This is a genomic window from Pusillimonas sp. ANT_WB101 (assembly GCF_008369125.1).
Lineage (GTDB): Bacteria > Pseudomonadota > Gammaproteobacteria > Burkholderiales > Burkholderiaceae_B > Allopusillimonas.
The window spans coordinates 242,342-267,801 of the sequence record NZ_VOAY01000002.1; the positions used below are offsets into that span (position 1 = coordinate 242,342).

At 52.2% G+C, this 25,460-nt stretch carries 28 protein-coding genes and 1 pseudogene; 18 read left to right on the forward strand and 11 right to left on the reverse strand.

Translation table 11 applies throughout. The features are described 5' to 3' along the window. Positions 1-368 precede the first annotated feature (368 nt). The 4 genes from FQ179_RS10070 (at position 369) to FQ179_RS10085 (ending at position 4,551) form a co-directional block, all read left to right on the forward strand. The gene (locus FQ179_RS10070; RefSeq protein ID WP_149397180.1) at positions 369-3,155 is read left to right on the forward strand and encodes a YdbH domain-containing protein; all 2,787 of its coding nucleotides are present in this window, start codon (positions 369-371) and stop codon (positions 3,153-3,155) included. A gap of 14 nt (positions 3,156-3,169) precedes the next feature. Beyond that, the gene (locus tag FQ179_RS10075; protein ID WP_149397181.1) at positions 3,170-3,361 is read left to right on the forward strand and encodes a YnbE family lipoprotein; all 192 of its coding nucleotides are present in this window, start codon (positions 3,170-3,172) and stop codon (positions 3,359-3,361) included. Positions 3,362-3,371: 10 nt separating this feature from the next. Continuing rightward, positions 3,372-3,719 carry a YdbL family protein gene (locus FQ179_RS10080; protein ID WP_149397182.1) on the forward strand — a complete coding sequence of 116 codons (348 nt, stop codon included), beginning with the start codon at positions 3,372-3,374 and terminating at the stop codon, positions 3,717-3,719. A gap of 457 nt (positions 3,720-4,176) precedes the next feature. Further along, positions 4,177-4,551, forward strand: a complete 375-nt coding sequence (locus tag FQ179_RS10085; RefSeq protein ID WP_188074576.1) for a DUF4148 domain-containing protein — start codon at positions 4,177-4,179, stop codon at positions 4,549-4,551. 84 nt (positions 4,552-4,635) lie between these two features. On the opposite strand, the gene FQ179_RS10090 is transcribed toward FQ179_RS10085, so the two are convergent. After that, positions 4,636-5,241 carry a mechanosensitive ion channel domain-containing protein gene (locus tag FQ179_RS10090; protein WP_149397184.1) on the reverse strand — a complete coding sequence of 202 codons (606 nt, stop codon included), beginning with the start codon at positions 5,239-5,241 and terminating at the stop codon, positions 4,636-4,638. Between the two features lie 385 nt (positions 5,242-5,626). Between FQ179_RS10090 and cho the strand changes: the two genes are divergently transcribed. Beyond that, positions 5,627-6,478, forward strand: a complete 852-nt coding sequence (gene cho, locus FQ179_RS10095) for an excinuclease Cho (RefSeq protein WP_149397185.1) — start codon at positions 5,627-5,629, stop codon at positions 6,476-6,478. A 280-nt stretch (positions 6,479-6,758) separates the two neighbouring features. Further along, complete coding sequence (locus tag FQ179_RS10100) at positions 6,759-7,730, forward strand: tripartite tricarboxylate transporter substrate binding protein (RefSeq protein ID WP_149397186.1); 972 nt, start codon at positions 6,759-6,761, stop codon at positions 7,728-7,730. 135 nt (positions 7,731-7,865) lie between these two features. Here the strand turns inward: FQ179_RS10100 and FQ179_RS10105 are convergent, their stop codons facing one another. From FQ179_RS10105 to FQ179_RS10120, 4 genes are all read right to left on the reverse strand, one after another. Continuing rightward, positions 7,866-8,633: an anti-sigma factor domain-containing protein gene (locus FQ179_RS10105; protein WP_149397187.1), complete on the reverse strand. Its 768-nt coding sequence runs from the start codon at positions 8,631-8,633 to the stop codon at positions 7,866-7,868. Then, positions 8,630-9,184, reverse strand: coding sequence for a sigma-70 family RNA polymerase sigma factor (locus FQ179_RS10110; RefSeq protein ID WP_149397188.1), 555 nt, complete (start codon positions 9,182-9,184; stop codon positions 8,630-8,632). Before FQ179_RS10110 ends, FQ179_RS10105 begins: the two co-directional genes overlap by 4 nt. Positions 9,185-9,431: 247 nt before the next feature. Beyond that, entirely contained in the window at positions 9,432-10,388 is a 957-nt protein-coding gene (gene msrP, locus FQ179_RS10115) for a protein-methionine-sulfoxide reductase catalytic subunit MsrP (RefSeq protein ID WP_149397189.1), read from the reverse strand. 91 nt (positions 10,389-10,479) lie between these two features. Then, positions 10,480-11,001 carry a fasciclin domain-containing protein gene (locus FQ179_RS10120; RefSeq protein ID WP_255474938.1) on the reverse strand — a complete coding sequence of 174 codons (522 nt, stop codon included), beginning with the start codon at positions 10,999-11,001 and terminating at the stop codon, positions 10,480-10,482. On the opposite strand from FQ179_RS10120, the gene FQ179_RS10125 reads away from it, so the two are divergent. From FQ179_RS10125 to FQ179_RS10140, 4 genes are all read left to right on the forward strand, one after another. Then, entirely contained in the window at positions 10,904-11,341 is a 438-nt protein-coding gene (locus FQ179_RS10125; RefSeq protein ID WP_255474984.1) for a hypothetical protein, read from the forward strand. The two genes, FQ179_RS10120 and FQ179_RS10125, sit on opposite strands and share 98 nt — an antisense overlap. Positions 11,342-11,420: 79 nt before the next feature. Further along, the gene (locus FQ179_RS10130) at positions 11,421-12,077 is read left to right on the forward strand and encodes a TetR/AcrR family transcriptional regulator (protein WP_149397192.1); all 657 of its coding nucleotides are present in this window, start codon (positions 11,421-11,423) and stop codon (positions 12,075-12,077) included. Between the two features lie 37 nt (positions 12,078-12,114). Further along, complete coding sequence (locus FQ179_RS10135) at positions 12,115-13,095, forward strand: tripartite tricarboxylate transporter substrate binding protein (protein ID WP_149397193.1); 981 nt, start codon at positions 12,115-12,117, stop codon at positions 13,093-13,095. Positions 13,096-13,230: 135 nt separating this feature from the next. After that, entirely contained in the window at positions 13,231-13,782 is a 552-nt protein-coding gene (locus FQ179_RS10140) for a cupin domain-containing protein (RefSeq protein ID WP_149397194.1), read from the forward strand. Between the two features lie 198 nt (positions 13,783-13,980). Here the strand turns inward: FQ179_RS10140 and FQ179_RS10145 are convergent, their stop codons facing one another. After that, entirely contained in the window at positions 13,981-14,700 is a 720-nt protein-coding gene (locus tag FQ179_RS10145) for a FadR/GntR family transcriptional regulator (protein WP_149397195.1), read from the reverse strand. Positions 14,701-14,931: 231 nt separating this feature from the next. On the opposite strand from FQ179_RS10145, the gene FQ179_RS10150 reads away from it, so the two are divergent. The 3 genes from FQ179_RS10150 to FQ179_RS10160 all read left to right on the forward strand — a co-directional run bounded on the left by FQ179_RS10150 (position 14,932) and on the right by FQ179_RS10160 (position 18,033). Next, positions 14,932-15,804 (forward strand): fumarylacetoacetate hydrolase family protein, encoded by an 873-nt coding sequence (locus tag FQ179_RS10150; protein WP_149397196.1) that lies wholly within the window; start codon positions 14,932-14,934, stop codon positions 15,802-15,804. A gap of 67 nt (positions 15,805-15,871) precedes the next feature. Beyond that, a complete protein-coding gene (locus FQ179_RS10155; protein ID WP_149397197.1) occupies positions 15,872-16,840 on the forward strand; it encodes a tripartite tricarboxylate transporter substrate binding protein in 969 nt (322 codons plus the stop codon). Between the two features lie 203 nt (positions 16,841-17,043). Further along, complete coding sequence (locus FQ179_RS10160) at positions 17,044-18,033, forward strand: HNH endonuclease (protein ID WP_149397198.1); 990 nt, start codon at positions 17,044-17,046, stop codon at positions 18,031-18,033. 76 nt (positions 18,034-18,109) lie between these two features. Here FQ179_RS10160 and FQ179_RS10165 read toward each other — a convergent pair whose 3' ends face one another. The 4 genes from FQ179_RS10165 to FQ179_RS10180 form a co-directional block, all read right to left on the reverse strand. Continuing rightward, positions 18,110-19,456 (reverse strand): Nramp family divalent metal transporter, encoded by a 1,347-nt coding sequence (locus FQ179_RS10165; RefSeq protein WP_149397199.1) that lies wholly within the window; start codon positions 19,454-19,456, stop codon positions 18,110-18,112. Between the two features lie 310 nt (positions 19,457-19,766). After that, entirely contained in the window at positions 19,767-20,246 is a 480-nt protein-coding gene (locus tag FQ179_RS10170) for a carboxymuconolactone decarboxylase family protein (protein WP_149397664.1), read from the reverse strand. 106 nt (positions 20,247-20,352) lie between these two features. After that, positions 20,353-21,159, reverse strand: coding sequence for a metallophosphoesterase (locus FQ179_RS10175; RefSeq protein WP_149397200.1), 807 nt, complete (start codon positions 21,157-21,159; stop codon positions 20,353-20,355). Continuing rightward, entirely contained in the window at positions 21,156-22,136 is a 981-nt protein-coding gene (locus tag FQ179_RS10180) for a diacylglycerol kinase family protein (protein ID WP_149397201.1), read from the reverse strand. The genes FQ179_RS10175 and FQ179_RS10180 overlap by 4 nt, the downstream gene beginning before the upstream one ends. A gap of 263 nt (positions 22,137-22,399) precedes the next feature. Between FQ179_RS10180 and FQ179_RS10185 the strand changes: the two genes are divergently transcribed. From FQ179_RS10185 to FQ179_RS22915, 4 genes are all read left to right on the forward strand, one after another. Continuing rightward, on the forward strand, positions 22,400-22,678 hold the full coding sequence (locus FQ179_RS10185) for a type II toxin-antitoxin system RelE/ParE family toxin (RefSeq protein ID WP_149397202.1): 279 nt from the start codon (positions 22,400-22,402) through the stop codon (positions 22,676-22,678). A 10-nt stretch (positions 22,679-22,688) separates the two neighbouring features. Next, the gene (locus FQ179_RS10190; protein WP_149397203.1) at positions 22,689-22,988 is read left to right on the forward strand and encodes a HigA family addiction module antitoxin; all 300 of its coding nucleotides are present in this window, start codon (positions 22,689-22,691) and stop codon (positions 22,986-22,988) included. A gap of 256 nt (positions 22,989-23,244) precedes the next feature. Then, the gene (locus FQ179_RS10195) at positions 23,245-23,886 is read left to right on the forward strand and encodes a hypothetical protein (protein WP_223146231.1); all 642 of its coding nucleotides are present in this window, start codon (positions 23,245-23,247) and stop codon (positions 23,884-23,886) included. A gap of 67 nt (positions 23,887-23,953) precedes the next feature. Next, on the forward strand, positions 23,954-24,280 hold the full coding sequence (locus tag FQ179_RS22915) for a DUF2231 domain-containing protein (RefSeq protein ID WP_370459860.1): 327 nt from the start codon (positions 23,954-23,956) through the stop codon (positions 24,278-24,280). Here FQ179_RS22915 and FQ179_RS10200 read toward each other — a convergent pair. Beyond that, positions 24,209-24,859: a DUF924 family protein gene (locus FQ179_RS10200; protein ID WP_149397204.1), complete on the reverse strand. Its 651-nt coding sequence runs from the start codon at positions 24,857-24,859 to the stop codon at positions 24,209-24,211. The two genes, FQ179_RS22915 and FQ179_RS10200, sit on opposite strands and share 72 nt — an antisense overlap. 275 nt (positions 24,860-25,134) lie before the next feature. On the opposite strand from FQ179_RS10200, the pseudogene FQ179_RS10210 reads away from it, so the two are divergent. Beyond that, positions 25,135-25,419 (forward strand): annotated as a pseudogene (locus FQ179_RS10210) (helix-turn-helix domain-containing protein). The last annotated feature ends 41 nt before the right edge of the window (positions 25,420-25,460 follow it).

The following is a 25,460-nucleotide window of genomic DNA, read 5'->3' on the forward strand; positions in this document are numbered from 1 at the left end:
GGTGAGGCGGTAAGGGCTGCTAGCCTTGACCCCATGCAATCGAGAGGGGTGAATTTCACGGGTGAAGTATGGGCGCTGAGACGGCGTAGCAATGACGAGGTTAAAGATCGTTGCTTGGATCCCAGAGAGTTTTTAACCAATTCCATTGAAAATTTCGGCTGAAAATGAAGGTATCGCCATATGCACCCGTTTATCGCTGCTCCCCAGCCTCATGCCGAATCACCCTATACTTAAAACTAACGACTCGCCGCATAGAGTCAGCCACCCGTTTACTATGACTAGTCAGTCTCCCCAAAACCTGGAGTGATTACGTGTCATTAAAACCTGCGCCAGCGGTTAGGAGTACCGCAGCCAATAAGCCACCGACCATGACGTCCAAAGCATCATGGCCAGGGCGCTTGCTGCGTATAGGCTTGGTATTCTTGGGCCTACTACTAATTGCTGCCGGGCTCTCGCTGTCGTACGCCTTGCCCTGGCTAATTCGACAACAAGGCGTTGAATTTCAGTGGCAAAACCCACAATGGCATCTTGACGGCTTTACTGCTTCGCAGCTGCAATTGACCCTGTCTGGCGATGACGAGCCGCTTAAACAATTGCAATTTGAAAACCTGAGCATTAACTGGGCATGGAAAGCCTTATCCATACAACGCCTGCAGGCTGAACACGTACAAATACACTGGCCTGTCGTCGACGACCAGCCATCAAGCGAACAGACAAGCCTGGCGCTGCCTGCAGCGATATTGAAATGGCTGCCGCAGCACATTGCGCTGAAAGACATTGACGCCAAGCTACCTGGGTTTGGCCACGTGCAAGGTTCACTGAATGTGGATGTGAGTGCACAAGAAGAAATCTGGCAGCCTGCCTCTATTGACAGCCAGTTAACGTTAACAGACATGCAAGGCGCGTGGCTGGATAGTATTCCCGCCACATTTCGCCCCACGCAGTTAAGTGCCAAGATCAGCACGCATCAAGACGAGACCAGCGGTCAGCAACTGCTCAACATTGATGTGAGCAGCGACAAAGCCATGCAAATGCAGCTTAAGGGCTTATTAGACTTGCAGCGAGCACCTGATTGGCAAGGTACGCTGAAAGATGCCGAACTCAATGTGCAGCTTGATGCGCTGGCGTACCAAACCTTGCGTGCTGAAAAACTGCAAGTGCATGCCTTTGTTACCGCACAGCTTGACGCTAAAAAATTTGCAGTAAGCATCAGCGATCACTCCAGCCTTCAAGCCCAAAAGCTTCAGGCTCTGGGCGTAGGTCAAGCAGAAAAATTCACCATGCGTCTGGCTGGCTTTGACGTGCGTGGCCGCAATGCTGCACCTCATGATATTGCAGTGCGCGGGCCACTCGAAGTGCACGTGCAAGCCCTGGAGATGGAGCAACTGCACACACTAGACTGGGACTTTAACGGCACTGTCAACGGCCAACTGCCGCAACTTGAACTAACCGGCACGCTTGCAAGCCAACAAGGGCTCAGCGTTGATGGTGTTATCAGTGTGCTCGACAACACACTGCAAGGCAGCGTCACGTTAAACGCAATTTCATTTGACGCGGGTAACCCTCTGGCAGAAACATTTAAAGGCTGGCCAGAAACAGTTTCTTTAAAGGGCGGCCTGCTGGGCGCTCAAGTAGACTTCAAACAACCGGATACAGGCCCACTTACACTCAGGTTTAACAGTAGCGCCAGCGCGCTGAACGGGTTGATTGACCATGCAGAGGTAAAAAACCTCGGACTGGAAATCAATGGGCAAATGGCGCTGCAGCGAACATCAAACTGGCAAGCCACCCTAAATGACACAAAGCTTTTAGTGCAGCTCGATAGCCTGTCGCACCCAGCCGTGCGTACTGCCAAACTGCAAGCGACTGCCAACCTTACTGGGCATGCCGACGCTGAGCGATTTACAGTCAGCTTCGGCAAAACAATTAATTTGGAGGCCGGGAATCTGCAATTGCCAGATATAGGCCAGTCAGGCAAAGCCACGATGCAACTGCCTGATCTCACCCTACAAGGAAGTAGCAGCGCGCCGTATAACATTAACGTACACAGTGCCGTCAACGCGAGTGTTGATAAGCTTAATTCAGAGCAACTACATACCCAAAGCTGGAACCTTAAAGGCAATCTCGACGGCCAACTGCCAGAACTTAAATTTACTGGCAACCTAACTGGCGACCAAGGCATCAGCCTTACAAGCCAGATTCATCTGTCAGATGGCACACTGCAAGGCAGTGCTACGGCAAAGGACGTGTTTTTCAAGGCGGGTAACCCGCTGCAAAAAAGCTTTAAAAACTGGCCCGAATTGGTTTCCTTTGACAGTGGCCGGCTGAGCAGCCAGATAGGCTTCACAGTGCCACCGAAAGGGCCATTGAAACTATCGTTTAACGGCAATGCTACTGGCTTAAGCGGCATTATCAATCGTAGCGAACTGAAAAATCTGGATATAAAGTTCAATAGCCAACTGTCTGGAAAAACACTCGCGCTAGATATACCCAACCTGACCATTGAACAGTTAAACCCCGGCATCCCGTTAGGGTCAATTCAGCTAACAAACGCTCATTATCGGGCCAGCGTTAACAACCTTTCAAAGGGCGCCGCCGACTGGCAAAGCATAACAGCCAGGCTACTCAATGGCAGAGCGTGGTTAGACGCCCAAAAGCTTGATCTGAACCGGCCAAGCAAGGTGTTGCTGCATGTAGAAGGCCTGGAGCTGCAAGAGCTATTTAAGGTTTACCCTGCAGAAGGCTTGGCAGGAACAGGTATCATTGACGGCCAAATACCAATACTTTTTCAGCAAGGCGAGGTATATGTTGAAGCTGGCCAACTGCAGGCGAGAAGGCCGGGCGTACTGCAATTTCGCAACGAAAAAATCCAAGATTTAGGCAAAAGCAACCCAGCAATGCGCCTTGTTGCCGATGCTTTGGAAGATTTCCATTTCAACGTGTTAAGTAGCGCCGCCAGTTATGAACCATCGGGTAAGCTGTTACTCAATATTCGTTTGGAAGGGAAGAACCCCGATATTGAAAAGGGTCGGCCCATCCATCTAAACATCAACCTGGAAGAAGACATCCCGGCGTTACTCGCCAGCATTCAACTTAGCGGCAAGGTCAGTGACGTTATCCAAAACCGTATTCGGGAACGCCTCGAAAAACGCTAATACAGGGTGAATTTATGCGTGCACATCTATTTTCAATTATTTCTTTACTTGCTTTGCTCACTAGCGCCTGCACCCCTACGGTGCAACTGGCAATGCCCACTGATCCGATCACCATTAACCTGAATGTAAAAATTCAACATGAAATTTACATTAAGGTTGATAAAGAGCTTGATAACATTCTCGACAAATCTAGCGGCTTATTCTAAGGAGCGCATCATGAATTTTCGTAAATTTTTAATGCCTGTACTATTGGCGACCAGCCTTGTAAGCACGACAGCTTTCTCTATGGACCTTAGCGGTGCCATGAGCAACCTTGGCCAGGCGAAATCCACTGGTCTTTTGGGTGAAAAGCCCGATGGCTATTTAGGCGTTGTTGCGCCACAAGGCGATGCTGCTGAAATTGCCCGCCTGATCAATGATGCTCGTCGCGCCGAGTATCAAAAACTGGCCAAAGACAACAAAATCCAGCTCTCTGATGTAGAAACCATGGCAGGCAAAAAAGCGCTCGAAAAAACGCCCGCAGGCCAGTACATTCAACTGAACGGCAAATGGATCAAGAAGTAGCCGATTGGGTATTCCGGTCACGATAGGCCGGGACAAACGGTCATCTTCACCAGAACACGCCGTCGATAACGCGAGGCTGTAAAAAAACTGTTCGGCGGCACGTTAGCGAGCGAGACGTTAGCGATCGGCGCGTCGCGCGTTAATGGTCAATTAAACGGATGCAGGGGGAATGCAGACAATATCTTGGGCTACTTGGCGCGTAGTGGATGTCAATGGCCATTATTTTTGACCCACTTGGAGGTGCGGACAAAATCTTGGACTATTTGGGGAGTGTTTCATGTATTTGCATGATGATCGCATGAGGGCGGTACAGCTATACATCAAGTACGACAAGCGCACGGCGCCAGCTATTTGGAAGCAAAAATTAAATAATTTGAATTTGCTGCATCCAAATCGTTCTTTCCTTCGTATATGTATAGGTAAGGCACTTTGACCTACGTACTAGAAAGGAATAATGATGAAAACAGCACTTCGTTCAATAGCTCTGGCATCAATCCTGGTGACCGCTTCGGTCGGTATAGCTAATGCCGCCAACACTCATGCTTCCTCGTTGTCACGCGCTCAGGTTGTCGCCGAGCTTCAAGCAGCACAACAATCTGGTGAAATTCTCGGGGATGAGGTTTCTGTATACCCCATGATCCCAGACGGCCCCGACAAGAGCCGCGCTCAAGTTGTAGCCACACTGGCAGCAGCACAAGAAGCAGGTCACGTTCTTGGAGATGAGGCATCTGTGTACCCCATGCGCACTCACGGGTCAGCCAAAAGCCGCACCCAAGTTGTGAATGAGTTACATGCTTATACGTCTAACCATTCGAAGTTTATCGAGCACTAATACGTTGTTGCCCCGGCTGCCTCTCGGGGCAGCCGGGCAAGTCGGAACGCATGCTTGAGGCACTCACTACCCATAACCGGGAAGCTACTCGGACGACACCGAAGACCGGTTGCTAAGGGGTTGGCGTGGTGGCCCGCCCTTCCAGCGGCGTACGACCCGCTGAAAAATCAACGCATTGGGTATCTGCAAGAGCGCACCCGGATGTTCTTCTGAGCTGTCCCGCAGGGTGACATATAACAAGCTGATATCCACGACTTCACCTTTGGCACCCGGCTTTTCTGCCGTATCCAGAATCTCTACATAATCGCCCAAACGAAACGGGCGCGCAGTAAAAATCAAGATGGCGCAGAAAATGTTCGAGAGCACGCTCCAGGCCGCGAAGAAAGCCACGGCACCCACTGCCGCAAAACCCGTAAAAGCCGTCCACAGCACCGTTCCGGAAACGCCCAGCAGGCCAAGCACCAGCAACGCGGCAGTTGTCATAATGATCCAGCGCACAATCGTTGCGGTGGGCTTCATCAAATGCACCGGCAAGTCGTAGTGCACACTGGCACGATGCAAAATACGCCCCAATCCCCGCTGCAACAGCCAGGCCCCAAGCACGATAACCAGCAACTGGATGATTAAAACAAGCGTACCCAGCCATTCGTGGGTCCAGGCAGGAAAATATGGCGTCAACGTGGCAAGCATGGAATGGCTCCAGGAAGAACAAGCTCAGGCAGGAACGCTATTCTAGTCGCCGCCGCCTGACAACCCAATATCCGTTGTCGCGCGCGCCACCTGAGGTTTTACGGAAGCTGAAAGCGCAACAATCATAGGGCCTTCCTTGCCAATACGAGGTGCGCGCATTTACACTGTACGTTTACACAGTCAAAATCAGAGCGCTACATATCCTACAACAAGGCTGTTTCAATCTTTGCCGGCCTCCGTTAACTGATTAGCCCCAGCTCAGCCTTGCGTGCGGTGGCACTAAAGCCCGCTTATTCGATATCTGCAGCAACCCATTTCACTCAGGAAAAAGCGCCGTCAATTTATATGTTGTCTCGGCCACCATCAAAAATATTCGAATTTACCCATGCCCAGAACCTCACGCGTCACGCGAGCCACACAAGAATATGCCTACCCCGATCACCTGCGTCAGTGCCTCGAAGGCTTACCATCTTCGCCAGGCGTCTACATATTCCATACCGATGATCTCCAAGGCATGCCGCTGTACATCGGCAAGAGTGTCAATATTCGTCAGCGAGTGATGTCACACTTCAGAACACGTGAAGAATTTCGCATGCTGCATCAAACACGGAAGGTAACGTTTATACCAACAGCTGGTGAGATTGGTGCGTTGCTGCTGGAAGCCCGCATGATTAAAGAACGCCAACCACTGTTCAATCAAAAGTTGCGCAGCAATAGGCAGTTATGTTCACTACGGCTACGTGACGGCAAGGCAGAGGTTGTTTATTCACGTGATATGGACTTTTCGGTCGAATCAGATCTGTATGGTCTTTTTCGCAGTCGCACCGCCGCACTAGATAAGCTGTATGAATTAGCGAATACTCACCGTCTATGCCACGGGATAATAGGGTTAGAAAAGTTGCCGTCAGATCGCAAATGTTTCCGCGCGTCGATCACTCGATGCGCGGGTGCATGCTACGGCATGGAAAGTTTGGCCGACCATACCAGCAGATTTAACGCAGCGCTCGAAAAACTGCGTGTGACATGTTGGCCGTATCCCGGTGCGGTCGGTTTGGTTGAACGTTTTCAAGGCACGACGCAAATTCATATAGTGCGCAATTGGTGTTATCTGGCGACCGTAGGCACTTCTGACGAAGCCGCTAAGCACGGTAAAGTCAGCGCGGGGTTTGATGCTGATGGTTATAAAATTTTATGTAGCGCTATTTTAAAAGAATCCGTCGAAATCATGCCTCTTTGAAGTCTGTTAGAAAGCCAACACACTTTATCGAACAGCCCTCCCCATTTATTTGCATTATGTACACTGCCAGTACAATTCCGTCTCGGCAAACGTGCACAACTGCGTTGCCCAAGAAAACATCCGGCAGCTGCCCAACACCCCTGGACAGCCGTCCGCTGGTACGCTGCGCCCAACCCTGTGCTGACAGCAAGCCTGGAATCGACCCGACCCACCCGGTACTGTTGCGTCGTTCCGATACCTATTTCATGTGTCTCAGTACAAAATTCAACATAGGTACTTCATGTTCAAGCGAGTCAATATAATTACCGGCCTTGTAGCCAGCGCCCTTATCAGCGCAGCCGGCTTCGCCCACGCCGCTTACCCCGAACGACACGTCAGTTTGATTGTGCCGTTTCCTCCCGGACAAGCTACAGATATTTTTGCCCGTATGGTTGCCGAAGAGCTGGCAAAAGAATTCGGGCAAGCTGTCATTGTCGAGAACAAGGCAGGCGCAGGAAGCAATATTGGGATGCAGTATGTCGCCCGGTCCAAACCCGATGGCTATACCCTTGCTGTTGGCGGTAGCGCCGGTGCTGTCAACCAAACGCTGTACAGCAAGCCTGGCTATTCTTTGAAAGAAGACTTCATCCCTGTAGGTGGAATCTTTACCGTACCGCTGATTTTCCTGGCCAATCCAAAAAGCGGTATTAATTCTATGGCAGACCTTATCGCGCAGGCCAAAGCCAAGCCAGACGAGCTTGCCTATGCCAGCGCCGGCATAGGTGGCACGCAGCATTTGTCGGCAGAGATGCTCAAGTCTGACGCCAACATTGAGCTGCGCCATATACCTTACAAAGGTAGTGGCCCTGCCCAGGCTGATTTCCTGGGCAACCATGTGCCGCTAATGGTCGACTCTGTTACGGCAGCCCTGCCAAATGTGCAATCGAACGCGGCCGTGCCGTTAGCCGTTACCACACGCGAACGTGTGTCGCAGCTGCCAGACGTACCTACCGTCGCTGAATCGGGCTATCCCGGTTTTGAAGCAGTCGGCTGGGCAATGATCTTCGCGCCTGCCGGCACGCCTGACGATGTACTTAAGTATCTTAATCAGAAAATCAACGCCATCCTTAAATCGCCCGCAATGGCCAACGCGCTCAGCGCACGCGGCGCCCAACCACTCGTCTATTCGCCGGAAGAAGGCAAGCACTTCGTCGCCGAAGAAATCGAAAAATGGGGCAAGGCTGTGAAACGTTCGGGTGCGTCTGTCGATTAACCAGCACTGAGATCATAGCTGCCTGTCGGCTCATGCCGGCAGGCATTATTGTCTACCCTTGGCCGTCTGACCGACGTAGGCACGGCTTCGCGCAGTGACGCCCGAAACCAGCTCTATGTCATGCATAATCCGTCATCAAATTCTGCTAATTTTGCCCGCATAAAGTACCGCGCCCGTAGGCTGACCAGTTGGTGAGCCACCTGAGGGCTCCAGGCTTACCGCCAGGGTTACGTCGGACGTTAAACGGGTTTTATCCAGAACAAGCACAGTATTGGAATCTGCTTGAATCAGGCCCAGCGGAGCCGGTTTCTGATCTTTGGCAATCAACCACAACTCCAGGCTGTGCTCGGTATCTATAGACGCCAGATTAAGCGGAGTAAGCACAAGCATGCCATTGTTGGCATCGAAGCTTGCCACAATCTGCTGACCGCCTTCTCCTTGCGCGCTTGCCAACACGGCCACTGGCCTTGGGCCTGTATCTGCTTCGTTCAGGACCTGAAAGCGCGGCCATAGCAGCACGCCAGCCAAACTGGCCGCCAAGGCAAAACTGACAAGTTGCCATCCATGATTGGCCGCCCGGCTTTTTGGCTTTGTGATGGGGCTGAGCTGCCCCGAAGGTGTGGCGTCAATTGAAGATAGGCTAGCTGGCGATACGTTGATACCTTGATCTGCGGCGTGAGGGTGAGGTAAGCGCGATTGAATTGCACGCCACACACGTGCCGGAGGCTGGACGGGCTGATCGGTTGCATCCAATACCCCAAGCGTCTCCTGCCATTGGCCTACCTTAGTCGCCAGTGCGGGATCGCCTTCCATTAGGGTTTCGAAACGGCGGCGCGCAGCACCGCGCAACGTGCCAAGCACGTATTCGGCAGCCAGTGCGTCGTTTCGCGTGTGTTCGCTCATAACCCCAAACATCCTTTCAACTGTGCCAAGCCGCGGCGCACCCAGCTCTTTACGGTTCCGAGAGGATGCTCCAACTGCTTGGAAATTTCACCATGGGATAAGCCGTGGTAATACGCCAACACAATGCTTTGGCGCTGCTCTGATGACAACATGCCCAGACAGTCGCCCAGACGGCTGTCCGAATCAGCCCTTTCCAATTGCTCCAGCGGGTTGCCTTCGGTGCTGGGAAGCTCGTTTAACGTCGTGTCATCGAGCTCGACCCAGCGGTTGTCTGCCACGCGCATCCAATCAATAGCCCTATTGCGTACGATATTGGTTAACCAGGTCAGCGGAGAACTAATTTGGCTGTTGTAACTGCCTGACTTGTTCCATACGGTAATAAAGGCATCTTGCAATACCTCTTCAGCCCATACGGGACGCTTAAGCAGACGCAAGGCAACCGCATACAGTCGTGGTGACACGCTTGCATAAAGGGCCTCGAAAGCCTGCTGATCGCCTCGTGACACGGCACTCAATAGGTCTCGATGTTCTTGGTCAGAGGGCCTAACCATGTGTTTTGTACTTTTGCACGCAGTTCCACATTAAGGTTCGATTCAACATACTCGCCCATAACCTTATCACCGGTCAATGACAAAATTGGGCGCAACGATATCAAACAAATGGCTTGACCCAGCCTGGTTGTTGCACATTCAACGTGGTGCTCGTGCTGATACAAACAACAAAAGCGTCCAAGATAGTAGCCATTTCAAGTTAGTACGAGCGCACATATTAATACCCCGCTAACGTTCGAACCTCACATCAAAAATTTCTTTTCAGATCCATGCCCGTGTATAGCGTCGCCACTTGGTCCGCATAGCCATTAAACATTAGCGTCTCGGCCCGCGGCGCGAATACGCCCGCGCCGATGCGCCGTTCCGTGGCTTGACTCCAGCGCGGGTGAGGCACTTGAGGATTGACGTTGCCGTAAAAGCCGTATTCGCTGGGTGCAATCTTGACCCAACTGGTGACCGGCTGCTGCTCCGTCAAGCGTATTTTTACAATCGACTTTCCTGATTTGAAACCATACTTCCACGGCACTACCACTCGCACTGGCGCCCCATTCTGGTTAGGAAGACTTTTTCCGTACAAACCAAACGTCAGCAGTGTCAGCGGATGCATGGCTTCGTCTATGCGCAAGGCTTCCACATAAGGCCAGTCAAGAATATGCGCACTTATACCTCGCATGTTTTTTGGTTGTTCGACGGTCACAAACTCTACATACTTGGCCTTGCTAGTAGGGCCAACCTTTTTTAACAAGATGGCCAACGAATAGCCTTGCCATGGAATCACCATAGACCACGCCTCAACGCAACGAAGCCTGTACACGCGCTCTTCCATGCTGGCCAGTTTAAGCAAGCTGTCCATATCGTAAACGCCGGGGTGTTCGACTTCACCCTCAATGGAAACCGTCCAGGGTTCCGTTTGCATGGCCCCAGCGTATCTGGATGGATCGCTCTTGTCGGTGCCGAACTCGTAAAAATTATTGTAGGTGGTGATATCTTTTTCAGATGTTAGCTTTTCGTCTAGCTGATACGTTGAGTTTGGCAGGCTGGGCGGCAGCGTCGCCGACATGGCGTCGCGCAGCCCAAAGGCATCGCTCGCCAGGGCCGCGGCCACCCCAAAGCCGGCCTGTTGCAACCAGCGACGACGCGACTGCCCTACAAATTCAGGGGTGATTTCTGACGGGGCTATATAAGGTACTTTGACTTTGGACATGATATTCCTTGCGCCTTGGCAACGCGACCTGCTTCAAGTGAAGAAGACCGATCCTGCCAAGGCTTTATCAACAGACCGGCCTGTAAGCTGATTACTTAGGCAACAACACGTTGTCGATAACATCAATGACGCCATTTTTTTGCATTACATCGTATGTAGAGATGTTAGCCACGCCACCCGACGCATCCATAATCTGAATATTTTGCGGGCCATTCATCATGAAGGTCAGCATGCCGCCCGATGCGGTTTTTAGCATGGCCTTGCCCTTGTGCTCTTTAATCAGCTTTTCCAGGTCGTGCTTGGTGTACTTGCCTGGCACGACGTGATACGTCAGCACCTTGGTCAATTTGCTATTACTTTCAGGTTTCAGAAGCATATCAACGGTGCCTTCGGGCAACCGGCCAAATGCCTCGTTAGTAGGGGCGAACACGGTAAACGGCCCTTTACCCTCAAGCGTATCGACCAGGCCTGCTGCTTTTACGGCCGCGACCAAGGTGGTGTGGTCTTTGGAATTCATGGCATTTTCGACGATGTTCTTTTGCGAGTACATAGCAGCGCCGCCTACGTCAACGGTTGTTGCGCTAGCAGCTCCTGTTGCCAAGATGGATGCCATGATTACCGAGCGAATTATTGTCTTCATCATTATTCCTTTCGAAAGTATGCAGGTGAAATTTCCCTACATACACATATACGAATGGAATGATGATTTGGATGCAGGGGATAGGATGTTTTTTTTGCTCGATTGGGCGGACATCGAGCTCCTTTCCCTGCCCTGCCCTGCTTGCTTGCTTGCTTGCTTGCTTGCATTGATTCTTGACCACAGAAAACGTGAATATCTAGTCCGTACTCTCGACAAAGTGCTTGCAGGGAATTTTGCAAATCGCAGTTTGCTGCGCGTCGCCCAGAACAACTCAAAATTACTTAATACCATCAGATTTAAACACTTGCTTTAAACACGTGTTTAAAAATAGAATTAGGTAACACTCAGCGTCAGGCCACAGGGAAACATATGCTGAAATCTAGGAGGGGCTGATGAAAGAAGAAATGGACAGCCGAGCCAGGATCCTTGATTCCGCTATTGAGCTATTCGGAGAGAAAGGAGTTGAAAGAGTCTCGCTGCGTGAGCTCACTGCTCATGCATGCGTAAACGTCGCCTCCGTCAACTACCACTTTAGAAGCAAAGAAGGCTTGGCAGAAGCTGTCTTCGAGACGCTTGCGCGCGAAGTGAACTCAGCACGAACGTTAGCACTTGAAGAGCTATTGAACCGAGAAGAGCGTACGCAGGTACGGCTTAAAAAAATAGTAGACATCTTCTTACGCCCCTATGTCGACGTAGCTTCGCGTCGTAATGGCGCTTTGCTTGCGCAGATGATCCTACGGCACCGGATGGCACCTACGTCTGCCACAAATCGTATTGTCGAAGATCATTTTGACCCGATGGCCGAAAAATTTATTGATGCTATCGCTCAAACCTGCCCGTCCGTAAACCGAGAAGAGTTTTACTGGCGCTATGTATTCATGGTGAGCTCGATCGTGCTCACGATTACGGACAACTCCAAGACCAATCGACTCAACAGGCTTTCCCGAGGCCAAGCTGATGCCACCAACATTTCAAAGATGGCTGAGGCGTTGAGACATTTTCTCGTCGGTGGACTGCAGGCGCCCGTTCTCAACACACCCAACAAATAGAAACATTCCCAATTTAATTAAAGTGGCAGGAGACAACATGCAACGCACTTTCTCATCCATCCAAAAAAAGGCACTAACGGCAATAGCTCTGGCAGCAGCGCTTCTTCCAGGCATGTCCGCTGCAGATTCCAACGACACCTATCCGAACACACGCGTAGAGGTCATTCTTCCATATTCTGCAGGCGGCGGTGTGGACTCGATGGCCCGGGCCTTCTCGGCAGAGGCATCAAAACTTACCCATCAAACATGGGTTGTGGTTAACCGCCCGGGCGCGGGAGGAACGGTAGGGTTTTCAGCGCTGGCCCATGCCCACCCCAACGGCTATACCGTCGTATTCTCACCCGCCTCTGCGCTGACGAATGCGCCTTTTCTCGTCAATAAAATGCCATTCGACGCAGACGCAATACAACCTATTTGCCAAGTCTTTGAGAACGTATTCGCTTTAGCCGTAACCCCTGACTCACCTATCAAGTCAATACAAGACCTAATTGAAAAAGCCAAAGCGAACCCGGGGTCTATCTCGTACGGGCACGCCGGCCCCGGTTCAGTTCCGCAGCTTTCTATTGTCGCCATTGAGAAAGCGCTTGGCATCAAACTAAACGGCATTGGTTACCGGGGTGATGGCCAGATGCTTCCCGACTTATTGGGTGGTCATGTGGACGTGGGAGTACCCGCCATTTCTTCGTTGGCCGGAAAAAATTTGCGAATCCTGGCGGTCCTTGCTGACAAACGCCATCCAGCATTTCCTGATGCTCCCTCCATGGGCGACCTTGGCTATCCTGTTACCACGCCAGGTCTCAATGGAATCTACGTACCCACTGGTACACCGGAGCCCATTGTCAAGAAGCTGGAAGGTCTATGCCAAACAATCGTCGAATCAAAAGCGTTCGGCGAAGCTGCTGCAAACTTCAGCCAAGTTCCGGCATATCTGCCCGCCTCACAGTTTAAAAGCCGTCTTAAGAAAACCTACGACGAAAACGCAGAGTTGACGCGTGACTTGGATATCAAAAAGGAATAGAAATGGGCTGTGCAACCTAAGCGGGGCTGGATGCAGCAAACAACCCAAACTGCAAAGCGGCGATAACCGCCCTGTGTACAGGGCAGATCGCTTCTCGACGTTATTTACTCAATCCACCCCTAGAGGATTCTTAAGATGGATACAACAAAACCTATACGGCGCATAGTGACGGGCCACGATGAAAATGGTCGCTCACGTATTATCGAAGATGGCACATCCCCCGCTGTACTCACCCTCGCAGACCGACCTGGTTATCGCGTTACCAATTTATGGGTAACTGACTCTGCGCCTGCTGACATTAACGGATCTGATCTCGTCACAAGTCTTAGCGGCGTGCTTCCCCCTAAAAACGGGTCGGTAATCCGCATTATTGACATGCCTCCAGAACCAAAGGATCCAGCTGAGCGTGAGCGGGCAATGAAGGCGAGTTTTGGTAAGTTATTTGCAGATGCACAGCACGCCCCCGAACCAGGCCAACATCCCGGTATGCACACAACGACGACTGTCGACTACGCAATTTTGCTCTCAGGTGAAATCGTGGCCATTATGGATGAGGAAGAGGTAACCATGCAGGCTGGGGATGTTCTGATCCAGCGCGGTACGAGCCATGGATGGAGTAACCGCTCAGATCAACCTGCACGAATCGCCTTCATCCTGATTGATGGGCAGAATAGAAATGACGTTTAATCGCGATAATTTTGTTCTCTAGTGAGGCGGTGGCCAGTACTTTTTAAAGGCACCGCCACAAGTATGAGAGCCCAAGCTTCTGCCTGTTTATCTTCAATGCTCATTGCCTACGGCCCTCTCAAGCCAAAACGACGTCGATCACCCTGTGGCAGGCAATTCAAAACTGCGCAGGTGGCCTGACGCAGTCAGGAGGCTGCCTCACTCAACCACAGGCGGATCGAACAAATTCTTCTGGATTTGTACTAAATGGGCGATTAGGGCTGCTCGCGCTGATTCTGCATCGCGGTCTTCAAGCGCCGTTACGATAACGCGGTGCTGACGCTCATACTCGGCGCGACGTTGCGGTGTGAGCGAGTTGCGTTTTAGCCTGCCCCAATCACCTTGCTGGCGAACTCGATTGCTAAGCGCCAGCACTTGCAGGAAGAAATGGTTGTGCGTGGCGTGTGCAAGCGCCTTGTGTAACTCGCCGTCCCAATGTTCAAAGTCTTCAACGGTTTGGGCGTGCTCCCCCTTTACCAGGCATTCGTGCATGCGTGCAAAGTCGCTGCGCGTGGCATGGCGCACAATCAACGCCGGCATGAGCGGCTCAATTAACAAGCGTGCTTCCATGAGTTCGGCCGGGCTGGTTTGGTCAAGCAAACCACCATTGCTATCCGAACCTGTAGATGCCTCATTGGCAGGACGGGCGGAAAATGTGCCGCTTCCGACCGCTTGAGTGATCCAGCCCTCATCCCGTAAAGCCGCCAAGACGCGTCGCACAGAGCCTCTGGATGTACTGAACCGCTCACTTAGTTCTCGCTCAGCGGGTAACTTTACGCCGACGGGTATCCGACCAGAACGAATTTCTTCGTATAGGTAAGTGGCCAATGCTTGCGCCCCGGCACTGCGCAAGCCAAGTGCGAATACATCAGATGTCATGGTCTGCAAATTCGGTACAAAATGAATAAGGGTGCCAGAATATCATATTTGTACCAATTGGTTAATAGCGCCAACATACGCACCGCCCTCTTTCTCATTGATAAAAATAGAGATTGCACTGTATTTATTAGAACCATATACTTCCGCATTCATACCAGCTTGGCGACAATGGTACATAAGTGGTACAAATTGGCCTCAAGGTCGCTATTGCCACAGCATTTAAGGAAGTCTATGCGTATTGCAACTTACATGAAAGATCAACAACGCTATGTCGGCGTTGTCAGTGAAGACGCTTTAACGGTACAAGCCTTGGACGTCGCACCAGAAACTGCCGAGCAAGGCGTACTCGGCCTGATCGAAGCCTATGGTGATCAAGCCCGTATAGCCAAACTTGCTCACGCTACAGCAATACCGCTAAGTTCGGTAAAGCTACTTGCACCCATCCCACGGCCTCGACGCAACATTTTCTGTGTCGGGCGTAACTATCATGCGCATGCCAAAGAGCTTTCTGGGTCGGTATTCAAGGCCAACAATACAGATGCTGCTGCCTGGCCTATCGTTTTCACCAAAGTGCCCGAAACCGTCATCGCCCATGGTGACGATGTCATTCTTCCTACTGGCGTCACCGAACAAGTTGATTACGAGGCAGAACTAGCCATCGTGATTGGCAAAGGCGGCAAGAACATCAGCAAAGCAGATGCAATGAGCCACGTTTGGGGGTACACCATTGTCAATGATGTAACCGCACGTGATGTGCAAATGAGGCATCAGCAATGGGACTTGGGCAAATCATTCGACACCTTTTGTCCAATGGGGCCTTGGCTAATCACGGCCGACTCGTTTAATGCGACTGATACACGTGTGCGCTGCTGGGTCAACGACGAACTTCGACAAGAAGGCCAGACACGTGATCTGATTTTTGACTTGCCCACACTTATCGAGACCTGCTCGCGGGGCATCTCTCTTTACCCCGGTGACATCATTGCGACCGGGACACCTGCTGGTGTAGGAATGGGCTTTACCCCGCCTCGTTACTTGAAATCTGGCGATCGCGTTCGTATCCAGATCGACGGCATCGGCACACTTGAAAACGCCTTTCGATAGGCGCTGCACGTAGCGACATATAAGAAAAAGCCCACTATCGGCTTATTACTAAATGAAGGAGACATGGATGAAAGCAATTACAGTAAAAATGTTCACGGTCGGCCTGACCATGCTGGCTTCCAGCATGGCTTGGGCCCAGTACCCAGAACATCCCATCAAAATGATCGTGCCCTTCCCCCCTGGAGGTGTGACGGATACGGTAGCACGGCCCATCGCAGACGCACTCGGCAGAGAGTTGGGGCAGACTGTTGTCGTCGAGAACAAGGGTGGCGCGGGTGGGGCCATTGGTACAGGTGAGGCAGCGCGCGCCAAACCGGACGGTTACACAATACTGATGATGCTTTCGTCGATCTCAATTTTGCCTGAGGCAGACCAAATACTCGGGCGCAAGCCTGCATACAGCACAACGGATTTTAAGCCCATTGCGCGTATCACCGCAGACCCGACCGTCTTGGTCGTCCCAGCCAACTCACCATGGAAAACGATTGATGAGTTTGTCGCGGCCGCCCGTGAGGCGCCCGGCAAACTGGACTACGGCAGTTCGGGTATCTACGGCTCCATGCACGTGCCCATGGCCATGCTCGAGAAAAACGCGAATATTAAAATGACACATATCCCCTACACGGGAGCAGGGCCTGCGGTTGTGGCCTTGCTAAGCGGTCAGGTCGATGCGATCTCCACAGGGCCTTCCAGCATTCTGCAACATATCAAATCTGGTACGGTACGCCCCTTGGCGCATTGGGGCGACAAGCCGGTAGCCGCGTTGCCCGATACGCCCAGCTTGTCCCAGAAGGGATACGACGTGAAATTCGTGCAATGGTCAGGCATTTTTGTACCCAAAGATGTGCCAGCTGAAGTGATCGCGCGTTTGCGTGCCGCAGCCAAAGCCGTGGCGAACGACCCAGCCGTGCAGGCAACAGTCCTGGCAGCAGGCAGCCCCATCGACTACCTGGATGCTGATGAGTTTCAGACTTACTGGGACGCGGACGATGCTCTATTAAGAAAAGCGGTACAGGATATTGGGAAAGTGGAATAACACTTGAGGCGATACAGCTGCGGTCAGCATGGCTTGCAGTTGTTCAGCCAGGCCTTCCCCTCGGCATGCTGCTAGCTCGACGCACAAGTCAAGCTAGCCTCAGTCATCCCAGCAAAAGCATGTGTGGGTGAGCAGACACAAAAATGCTACATTTAAGGCATCAAGCCCTTGCCATCCATCTTCCACAAGCAGATTAGGTCAGCATGCGTTATTGGTGGGTCAATCAAAACCAAACATACCGCCATGAAGTGCCGGGCGGGTATCTCTGGTCTCCAAAACGCAAGGCAAACCAAGCTCAAAACCCATTCTATGACTTCATGCGTGAAGTTACGCCTGGGGATATCATTTTTTCCTTCAGCAACACTCATATCCGTGCAATCGGGATTGCGGCTTCACATGCCTATGAGTCCCCTAAGCCCTTGGAGTTTGGCCAGGCGGGTGCCTACTGGAATAACATCGGTTGGCGTATCGACGTCAAGTTCCATGAATTACGGCTAACGACCAGGCCCGCCGATCATATGGCCGTGTTGGCACCCCTACTGCCTACAAAATACGCTCCTTTGCGCCCAAATGGCGCTGGTCTACAAAGCGTTTACCTGACGCGCCTTCCTGAAACCCTTGCAGCAGCACTTATCGATTTACTGGGTGCTGAAGCACATAGTTTAGCGAAGGGGTACTACCTTGCGGACGAGCAACCGGCGTACTCTGCATCAGGCGTTGGGCTTGTAGAGTGGGAAGAACATGAACTGAATCAAGTACAGACGGATACGTCATTAGAAGACACTGAGCGGCAAGCCATTGTTCTCTCGCGACGCGGGCAGGGCTTATTCAAAAAGCGCGTGATGAGACTGGAGCACGCATGCCGAATTACTGGAGTAAATCGCCAAGAGCATCTGCGAGCCAGCCATTGCAAACCTTGGCGCGATGCTAATAACGAAGAACGCCTGGATGGTGAAAATGGCTTGCTTTTGACGCCCAGCATGGATCATTTATTTGATCGTGGGTTTATTGGGTTTGATGACAATGGTCGAACCATTATCTCGCCTGTTGCCCATCAAGAATCATTGATGCGCATGGGCCTGGATCCGCAGCACCCGCCTAATGTTGGTTCGTTTTCCAGTGGGCAACGCAAGTATCTGGAGTTTCATCGAGAGAACGTACTGTTGATGTCTAAGTATCTAGAGCACGGTTAATCCCACACAGTCGGTCTCGCTGTATCTTCGTAGGACACGCCCCTGTTCATATCCGAATGTCATCACAGTTGCCGAGTCACGTTAAAACAAAATCAACCAACAACTTAGCATTCAGCACAACGATCACCGCCGTAACAACCCACGCCAAAACAGCCACACTGCGGCGCAGCACAAACGACCCCATCAATTTGCGATCTGACACAAACCGCACCAGTGGGATCACTGCAAACGGCAGTTGCATAGATAGAACAACCTGGCTAAGCACCAGCAGCTTTGCGGTGCCGTTTGCGCCATACAAGCTTGTGACGAACACCACTGGGATCACAGCCAGGCTGCGCGTCAACAGCCGGCGCATCCAGCTAGGGATGCGCAGGTTCAGAAACCCTTCCATCACAATCTGCCCCGCCAGAGTCCCCGTCACAGAAGACGTTAACCCTGAGGCCAGCAGCGCTATCGCGAAAAGCAACGAGGCCACGCTAGCGCCCAGCAATGGCGAGAGCAGGCTGTAGGCCTGTTCGATGTCTTCCACATCTGTGCGCCCCGCCTTATGGAATACCGCAGCTGCCATGATAAGAATCGCTGCATTGACAAAGAGGGCCAGGGTTAACGCGACAGCGCTGTCGGTCAGCGCCCAGCGCAATGCTGTTCGGCGCCCATCCGGTGTACGCGGATAGCCACGCGTTTGCACGATGGCCGAGTGCAAATACAGGTTATGGGGCATTACAGTGGCACCGATAATGCCAATCGCCAGGTATAGCGCCGAGGGGTCAGTCACTATCTGGGCACGTGGGATGAAGCCACCTAATACCTCGCCTATCACAGGTTGTGCCAACGCTATCTGTACGCCAAAGCAGACGAAAATAATCAATAGCATGGCCATGACAAAGGCTTCAAGCCAGCGAAACCCGCGCCCCATCAATAACAGTATGAGCATGACATCCAGCGCCGTCAGTATTGCCCCTATTGTCAGCGGAATGGAAAACAGCAGGTTTAACGCAATGGCGGTGCCAATCACCTCCGCCAGGTCACAGGCAATGATGGCGATTTCACTGAGTATCCAGAGAACAAAGCTTACTGGGCGGCTATAGCGCTCCCGACAGGCCTGGGCGAGGTCGAGACCGGCGCCAATTCCCAGACGCACGGCCAAAGCCTGCAGCAGGATTGCCATCAGATTCGAAATGAGAATGACCGAAAGCAGCAGGTAACCAAAATGCGAGCCGCCGGCCAAGTCCGTGGCCCAGTTGCCCGGGTCCATATACCCTACCGACACCATATAGCCTGGCCCAGCAAACGCGAGCAGACGCCGCAGCCAGGAACCCGTCATCGGCACCGAGATGCTGGCATTCACACGGTTTAGGCTCGGCCTGCCGAGCAAAACCGCGTCGGGCAATTCCGATTCGGCGTTGGTATCTGGTTTTTGCATTGTTTTTCTACAAGGCGAACTGCATACAAAAATATATTACTCGTTATATTTTCGGCCTGTGCAATAAACAGATTTTTGCGCTAAGAAAACGCGTGGTGCCATCTTGTAGACGTGAAGCTGTGTAACAGATGCTGCCCATCAGCAGGTGTAGACGGTTGGTGCATATGGATGGCGTTCGTTCTGACGATAGCGGGGTGCAACAAGACCGCGACGAAACTGATCAAAACGCATTGCGCCGCGTGATCTTACAGTCGGCCCAGTAAATGGTCAGCCTTCTTCGCCAGGCCGGCCTAATATCACCTGAACCAACTCACTTCAGCCCCGCCTTATCCAACCCAAACGCGGCATCCATAGAACCCGGTTCATTTGTAAAGGAAATTGCCAGGCGGTTCCAGCCATTGATGGCTACGATACGAAACGTAATTTCGCTTAATTCCTGCTCCGACAGCTCCTTGCGGACGGCATTGAATATTTCATCGGGAACGCCGTGAGGAGGTAGATTGGTGACGACTTCCGTCCATTCAAGAACAGCGCGCTCGCGTGGCGAAAAAAGGGCAGACTCACGCCATACAGCAATATGGTGCAGGCGCAGTTCGCGTTCGCCGTTGATTTTTGCCTCTTTTACATGCATATCCAAGCAAAATGCGCAGCCATTTAACTGCGAAGCACGGATATCAATCAGGCTACCCATTTCTTTATTTATTTCGTTAGCAGCAAGCGTCTGGCTGAACTCTTGAAACTTCTTGGCGAGGGTGGGCGCTAGTTTGTAATAATTTAACCGCTGTGTCATTTGAGTTTCTCTCAAAAATATAGGAATCGCCAGTATCGACGGCGACTATATCGACGAGCGTTAACATCACCTGCAGCAAGGTGACGATAGCCCGTCGTAGCGCCACCTATACGCCTTGCATCCCCTCACTTTCGATCATCATAAATTCATCGCATGATTCATCATAATCCCATCTTTCCACAAGACAATGCCGCGATCTGCCATCGACCCCATGGCGAATAAGGTTAATAGAGTTGTTGGAATCATGGCGAATCCGCGATGATACGGCTGTACCAGCCTGTAGGGCCCATACAGGACGCGGCAAATTGGCAACACTATCGTGCAGCGCACTTATATATGGCCTATGGATGTGGCCACCTAATATCAAATCGACGCCTGCCTCTGCCCATGTTTGGATGGCTTGCTCGTGGCCGTGCAACAGATGTTCTTGATCGATAGCGTGCTTTACATAAACGGGTTGATGCGTCACAACGATCCGCAACTGATCGGGCTCTGCTTGCTTTAAGCGTTGTGCAACGCGTTTAATCTGCCTGGCAGAAACCTCGCCTTCTATATGCCGATACCGGCGTGTTGTGCGTAACCCAATGGCCAACAGCTCTGGGGTTTCTAGAACTGGCTCAAGCTCTGGCCCAAAGACCCGCGTGTAGCGCCCGTACGGCCAAAATATACGGGCAAGCAGATCAAATAATGGAATATCGTGGTTTCCCGCGATGACTAACCTGGACGGAATTGCAAGGCGATCCAGAAAGGACTTGGCTGCGGTAAATTGTCGTGCCCGCGCGCGTTGTGTGATGTCGCCAGACAGAATTACTACATCAGGTGCTTGCGCGTGTGCCAGGCGTTCTAGCGCACTAACGACCTTAGGCCTTTCAGTACCAAAATGTGTGTCCGATATGTGTAGTGCTAGTTTCATGCCGCGTCGATGTCCGTGCGGCGCTTAATCAGCAGCAGCGGCTCGGGCGCCACACGAAACTCCAGCGGTGTATGCAGCCACATAATCTCGCCATCAGCAGCTACTTTTATACGGCGCTTGCGTGGGTTATGACTACTGGTCGCAGGCCTGGTTTGATGCGAGCCACGCTTACCAAACGAAGTGACAGTCAGGCTGCGAAAGCTAAAGCTGGTGACATTGTCTGCGTCGCCCAACCTGCCCAAGGCACCACGCGCGGCCAGCCACAACATAGCCAACGTACCTACATGATTGACCGCGATAGCGGCGAGCTGGCCTTCTTTGACCGCCTCTGCCTCGCGCATGCCCACCTGTTCAAGTTGAAGGCGGTTATTGCCAATAAACAGCGTGGTTGACCGGAGATGAACCCGTTCGCCTTCCTGTTCTAACTCCAGGTCCAGCGATCGATGATGGTGCAGCGCCGTAACAAAGGCAGACCACAGCGCGACGAGCCGGCTTCTACCATAACGCTGTTTAAACGCTTCGCGGTCTTCAAGCAGCTCTGGGTACAAACCTACGCTGGCATTAACAAGAAAAACCCGATCATTTACTAACCCGACCTGTACCGGCGACGGCTCGCCCTGCAATAAGTCATCTAGCGCCCCTTGTAAATCCTCCGGGATGCCGTGCGTGCGCCCAAAATAATTAAAGGTGCCCTGCGGGAGTGCACCAAACAGGCAACGGCTTCCCAGTGCTGTATTTGCTACGGCGTTGATGGTTCCGTCCCCGCCAACCGCCACCACGACGCCGCTCTCTGCGCTGGCGGCTTCTACGGCTTGCTTTACAGTTGAATCTACATCGCTGGGCCCGTCAATGACGAACATACGGTATGGACGCCCTGCCGAACGCATTGCGGATTCAATCGTTTGGCGAGTGGCGCTTGAATCGCTGGTGCCTGAGCCCCCGTTGATAACGAAGAACAAGGATGGATTGGGGTGCATATGACTGACCAAACGGGCTCCCTACAGTGAGTTGAGTTTGATCGTAACAGCATAAAGCGTCGGAGCACAGCGCGCGCTGGCAACTGAAATTTACACGGTTGCTGGCAAAACTGACGAAATATTATCCTTGTAAATGTATTGTTGAACGCTGAGATGTAAACGATGATGCGACAGGATATCGTCGGGTTTTCCCACACAGTAAGCCTGTTCAAACTCAACATACTATCGCTTTGCATTACTAACGATATACGTTACCATTCAGAATGATCAAGTCCTTTGCTTGTCAAGACACAGCAGCCATGTTCAAAGGCACCCGTGTTACTCGCTTCGTCAATATCGAACCTGTAGCCATGCGCAAGTTGGCCATGCTGGAACGTGCCGCCCGAATCGCAGATTTGCGAATCCCGCCCAATAACCGACTTGAACAGTTGAAAGGCGATAGAGAAGGCCAATACAGCATCCGCATCAATAGGCAGTGGCGCGTGTGCTTCGTCTGGACCGGCCAAGACGCCGAGCGCGTCGAAATTGTGGACTACCACTAAAGAGGTAATTATGCGTACTGTACCCTACCCCACCCCTGGCGAAATCTTGCTGGAAGAGTTCCTTAAACCCATGGGCATTAGCCAATACCGGCTGGCGAAAGAAATCAGTGTGCCGCAAATACGCATCAGTGAGATTGTGGCTGGTAAGCGTGCCGTGACTGTGGACACAGGGCTGCGTTTATCGCGCTACTTTGGCACTTCTGATGAGTTCTGGACTGGGCTGCAGCTAAGTTACGATCAGGCGTGTGCCAAAGACGCCTTGGCCGATGTGCTTGCCAGAATAAAACCATTGGAACATGGGTACGTTTAGCCACCACACAAAAATGGATAAACTGCGGCAACAGAGGCAACGTTCGCACACGACTCTTAAAAGCCGTATAGGGTTGAGGCCTCAGAGCTACAAAACCAGGGATATTCTCACTCGATATATCCACAACACAAACATATGTAAAGCCTTCCAAAGAAGCTTTAAGTCTTAACATTTGAGTAGTCCGTGCTTACTCCGGCCCAAGAATCACTCCAGCAGCCATCTCGACGGTTGGGGAATGTCAATAAGGATTCACGCGATGAAACTCAAACCTTCTCTACTTATGGCTGCCATATTGGTAGCTGGATCGTTCGCCGTCCCGGCGATGGTCCAGGCTGCGACAGCAGCCCCCACCGATCATTCTTACGCGGCAACCTTGCAGCCGATGAACGCGAAAGCAATCGGCTTTTCAACGACCGGCGAGGCTACATTCAAGATTCACGGGGACGACCTCACCATCGACATCAAGGTCAAAGGCTCGCCACCCAACGTCACCCATTGGCAGCATTTTCATGGCCTTAAGGGGCAAATGGCGGCAACATGTGCAACGCCTGCAGCCGATACTAATGGTGATGGCTTTGTCGACCTGATCGAAACCGAGCCTGCATCAGGCACAACAATGGTGCCGTTTGACGACATGCCGGCGAAAATGGATGTGGCACACGGCGATTACCCAAAAGCGTCTGCTGACGGGTCATATCATTATCACAAGATCGTATCCGTAAAAGAATTGTCAGCGGCATTTGCCAAGGCCTTTGATGGGCAGGCGCTTAATCTTAACAAACGCGTCCTGTTAATCCACGGCGTCGCAGATGACACCAAGCTGCCCGCAACGGTGAAATCCCTGGGCCCTATTCCCGCTCAGGTTACTTTGCCTATTGCCTGCGGAAAGATAGAATAATCACGCCAGCATAGCCAGCACAGGGTGAAACACCCAACCCCGTGCACACATCTCATGTTTGTATCCGGTGAGCAGGATTGCTCACCATCTCCTGCATCCTGCCCTCGCTCATTTCCCGATCGCCTGTTGGTCGCTGGCCGTCGTCACCGACTTTGCCAGCGTGTGGCTGGGCGAAACGGCCTGGCATTGGTCTGCCGGCCTGCTTACTGTTGGTTGCGTGTGGGCTTTGGCGGCCATGCTAGCGGGCCTGATGGAACTACACCGCGTACCTGAGGGTGTCGCCATGCGCGATACCTATGCGACGGCACCGCGTTGTATTACTTCAACCTTCAAACGCCCTCAAATGCGGAAACCGCCCTTCTGCCAAATACTCCTTTTCAGCGGGCGTCGATAAACGACCTAAGAGCTGATTTCGATGAGGATGGCGGCCAAACGCTGCTATCACCTGCCGCACATCACGCGCTTGCTTTACCAGCGACTGGTATATGGGCTGCAGGTGCGGCGGGGCCGCTGTGTGTATGTCTTCGCGAAGCGAGATCAGCAAATCGAGACGATCAAGATGATCGGGCCCTTCGCAATGGCCTAGCGGCAGACCAAAAACAATCTTGAGCCACGGCTTATTCAGTGCCGCATAGTGCCCATTGGCGATGCCGCCCATTGTCAGCGATAGCGCGGCAGGATCTTGTACATAGGCTCGGGTGGTACCGCGCCAAACAGATCGCGAAAACTGATCGAACAGGATGATGAGGGCAAGCCTACCGTGGGGATCAGACGCCCAGCCGGCGAGATGGCCTTCGGCGGCGAGTGTGGTGAGCGCTGAGAACCGAGCCGTGATCTCGGCATCTGCCCCACCCCGCATTCTCCAGAACCAGTGGTCGCGATGGGTAGTCGCATCGACTTCAGTCATGCGCTCTTCAGGAAACCAGAAATCGATAACATCGTTTGATGTTTGAAAATCAGTTGCGTCGTTCATTTCAGCACCAACGTGTAGACGGGGTTCTTGACTCGTTTATAGCAGCAAGCTCGGTATGAGTTTAATTGCACCCACGAGCTGCATTATTTGTCCCGAAATTGAACAGACAAAAGTGGAAGTGCACGCATCATTTATTACTACCACGATGATCATATGCCGCTATATATACTAACGATCTTCGCCAAAGGTGATAAGTCCAATTTAACCAAATCTGAGCGTAACGAGTTGGCCGACATGGTCGACATACTGGTCAGCACCTGGAAAGGACGAAAATCATGAGAACCGCATTTCACAGCATCTAGCACGGCCTTTTAGAGGCTAATACGCACGCCAAGGGCGATGAGCGTGGCGTGCGTGTACATCATTCCCGCGTTGTTGACGTGAAGGCAGTACGAGCCAAGATAGGAATGACTCAGGAGCAGTTTGCTGCGCGCTTCGGCTTTTCCACAGCAACCCTACGTCACTGGGAACGAGGTGATCGCACTCCACGTGGCCCCGCGCTGGTGCTGCTCAATGTTATCGAACACAATCCACAGGCGGTCATCCACGCATTAGCCTAATAGCTAATCAAGGCCGCGATATACTTTTCTCAGCATCGAGC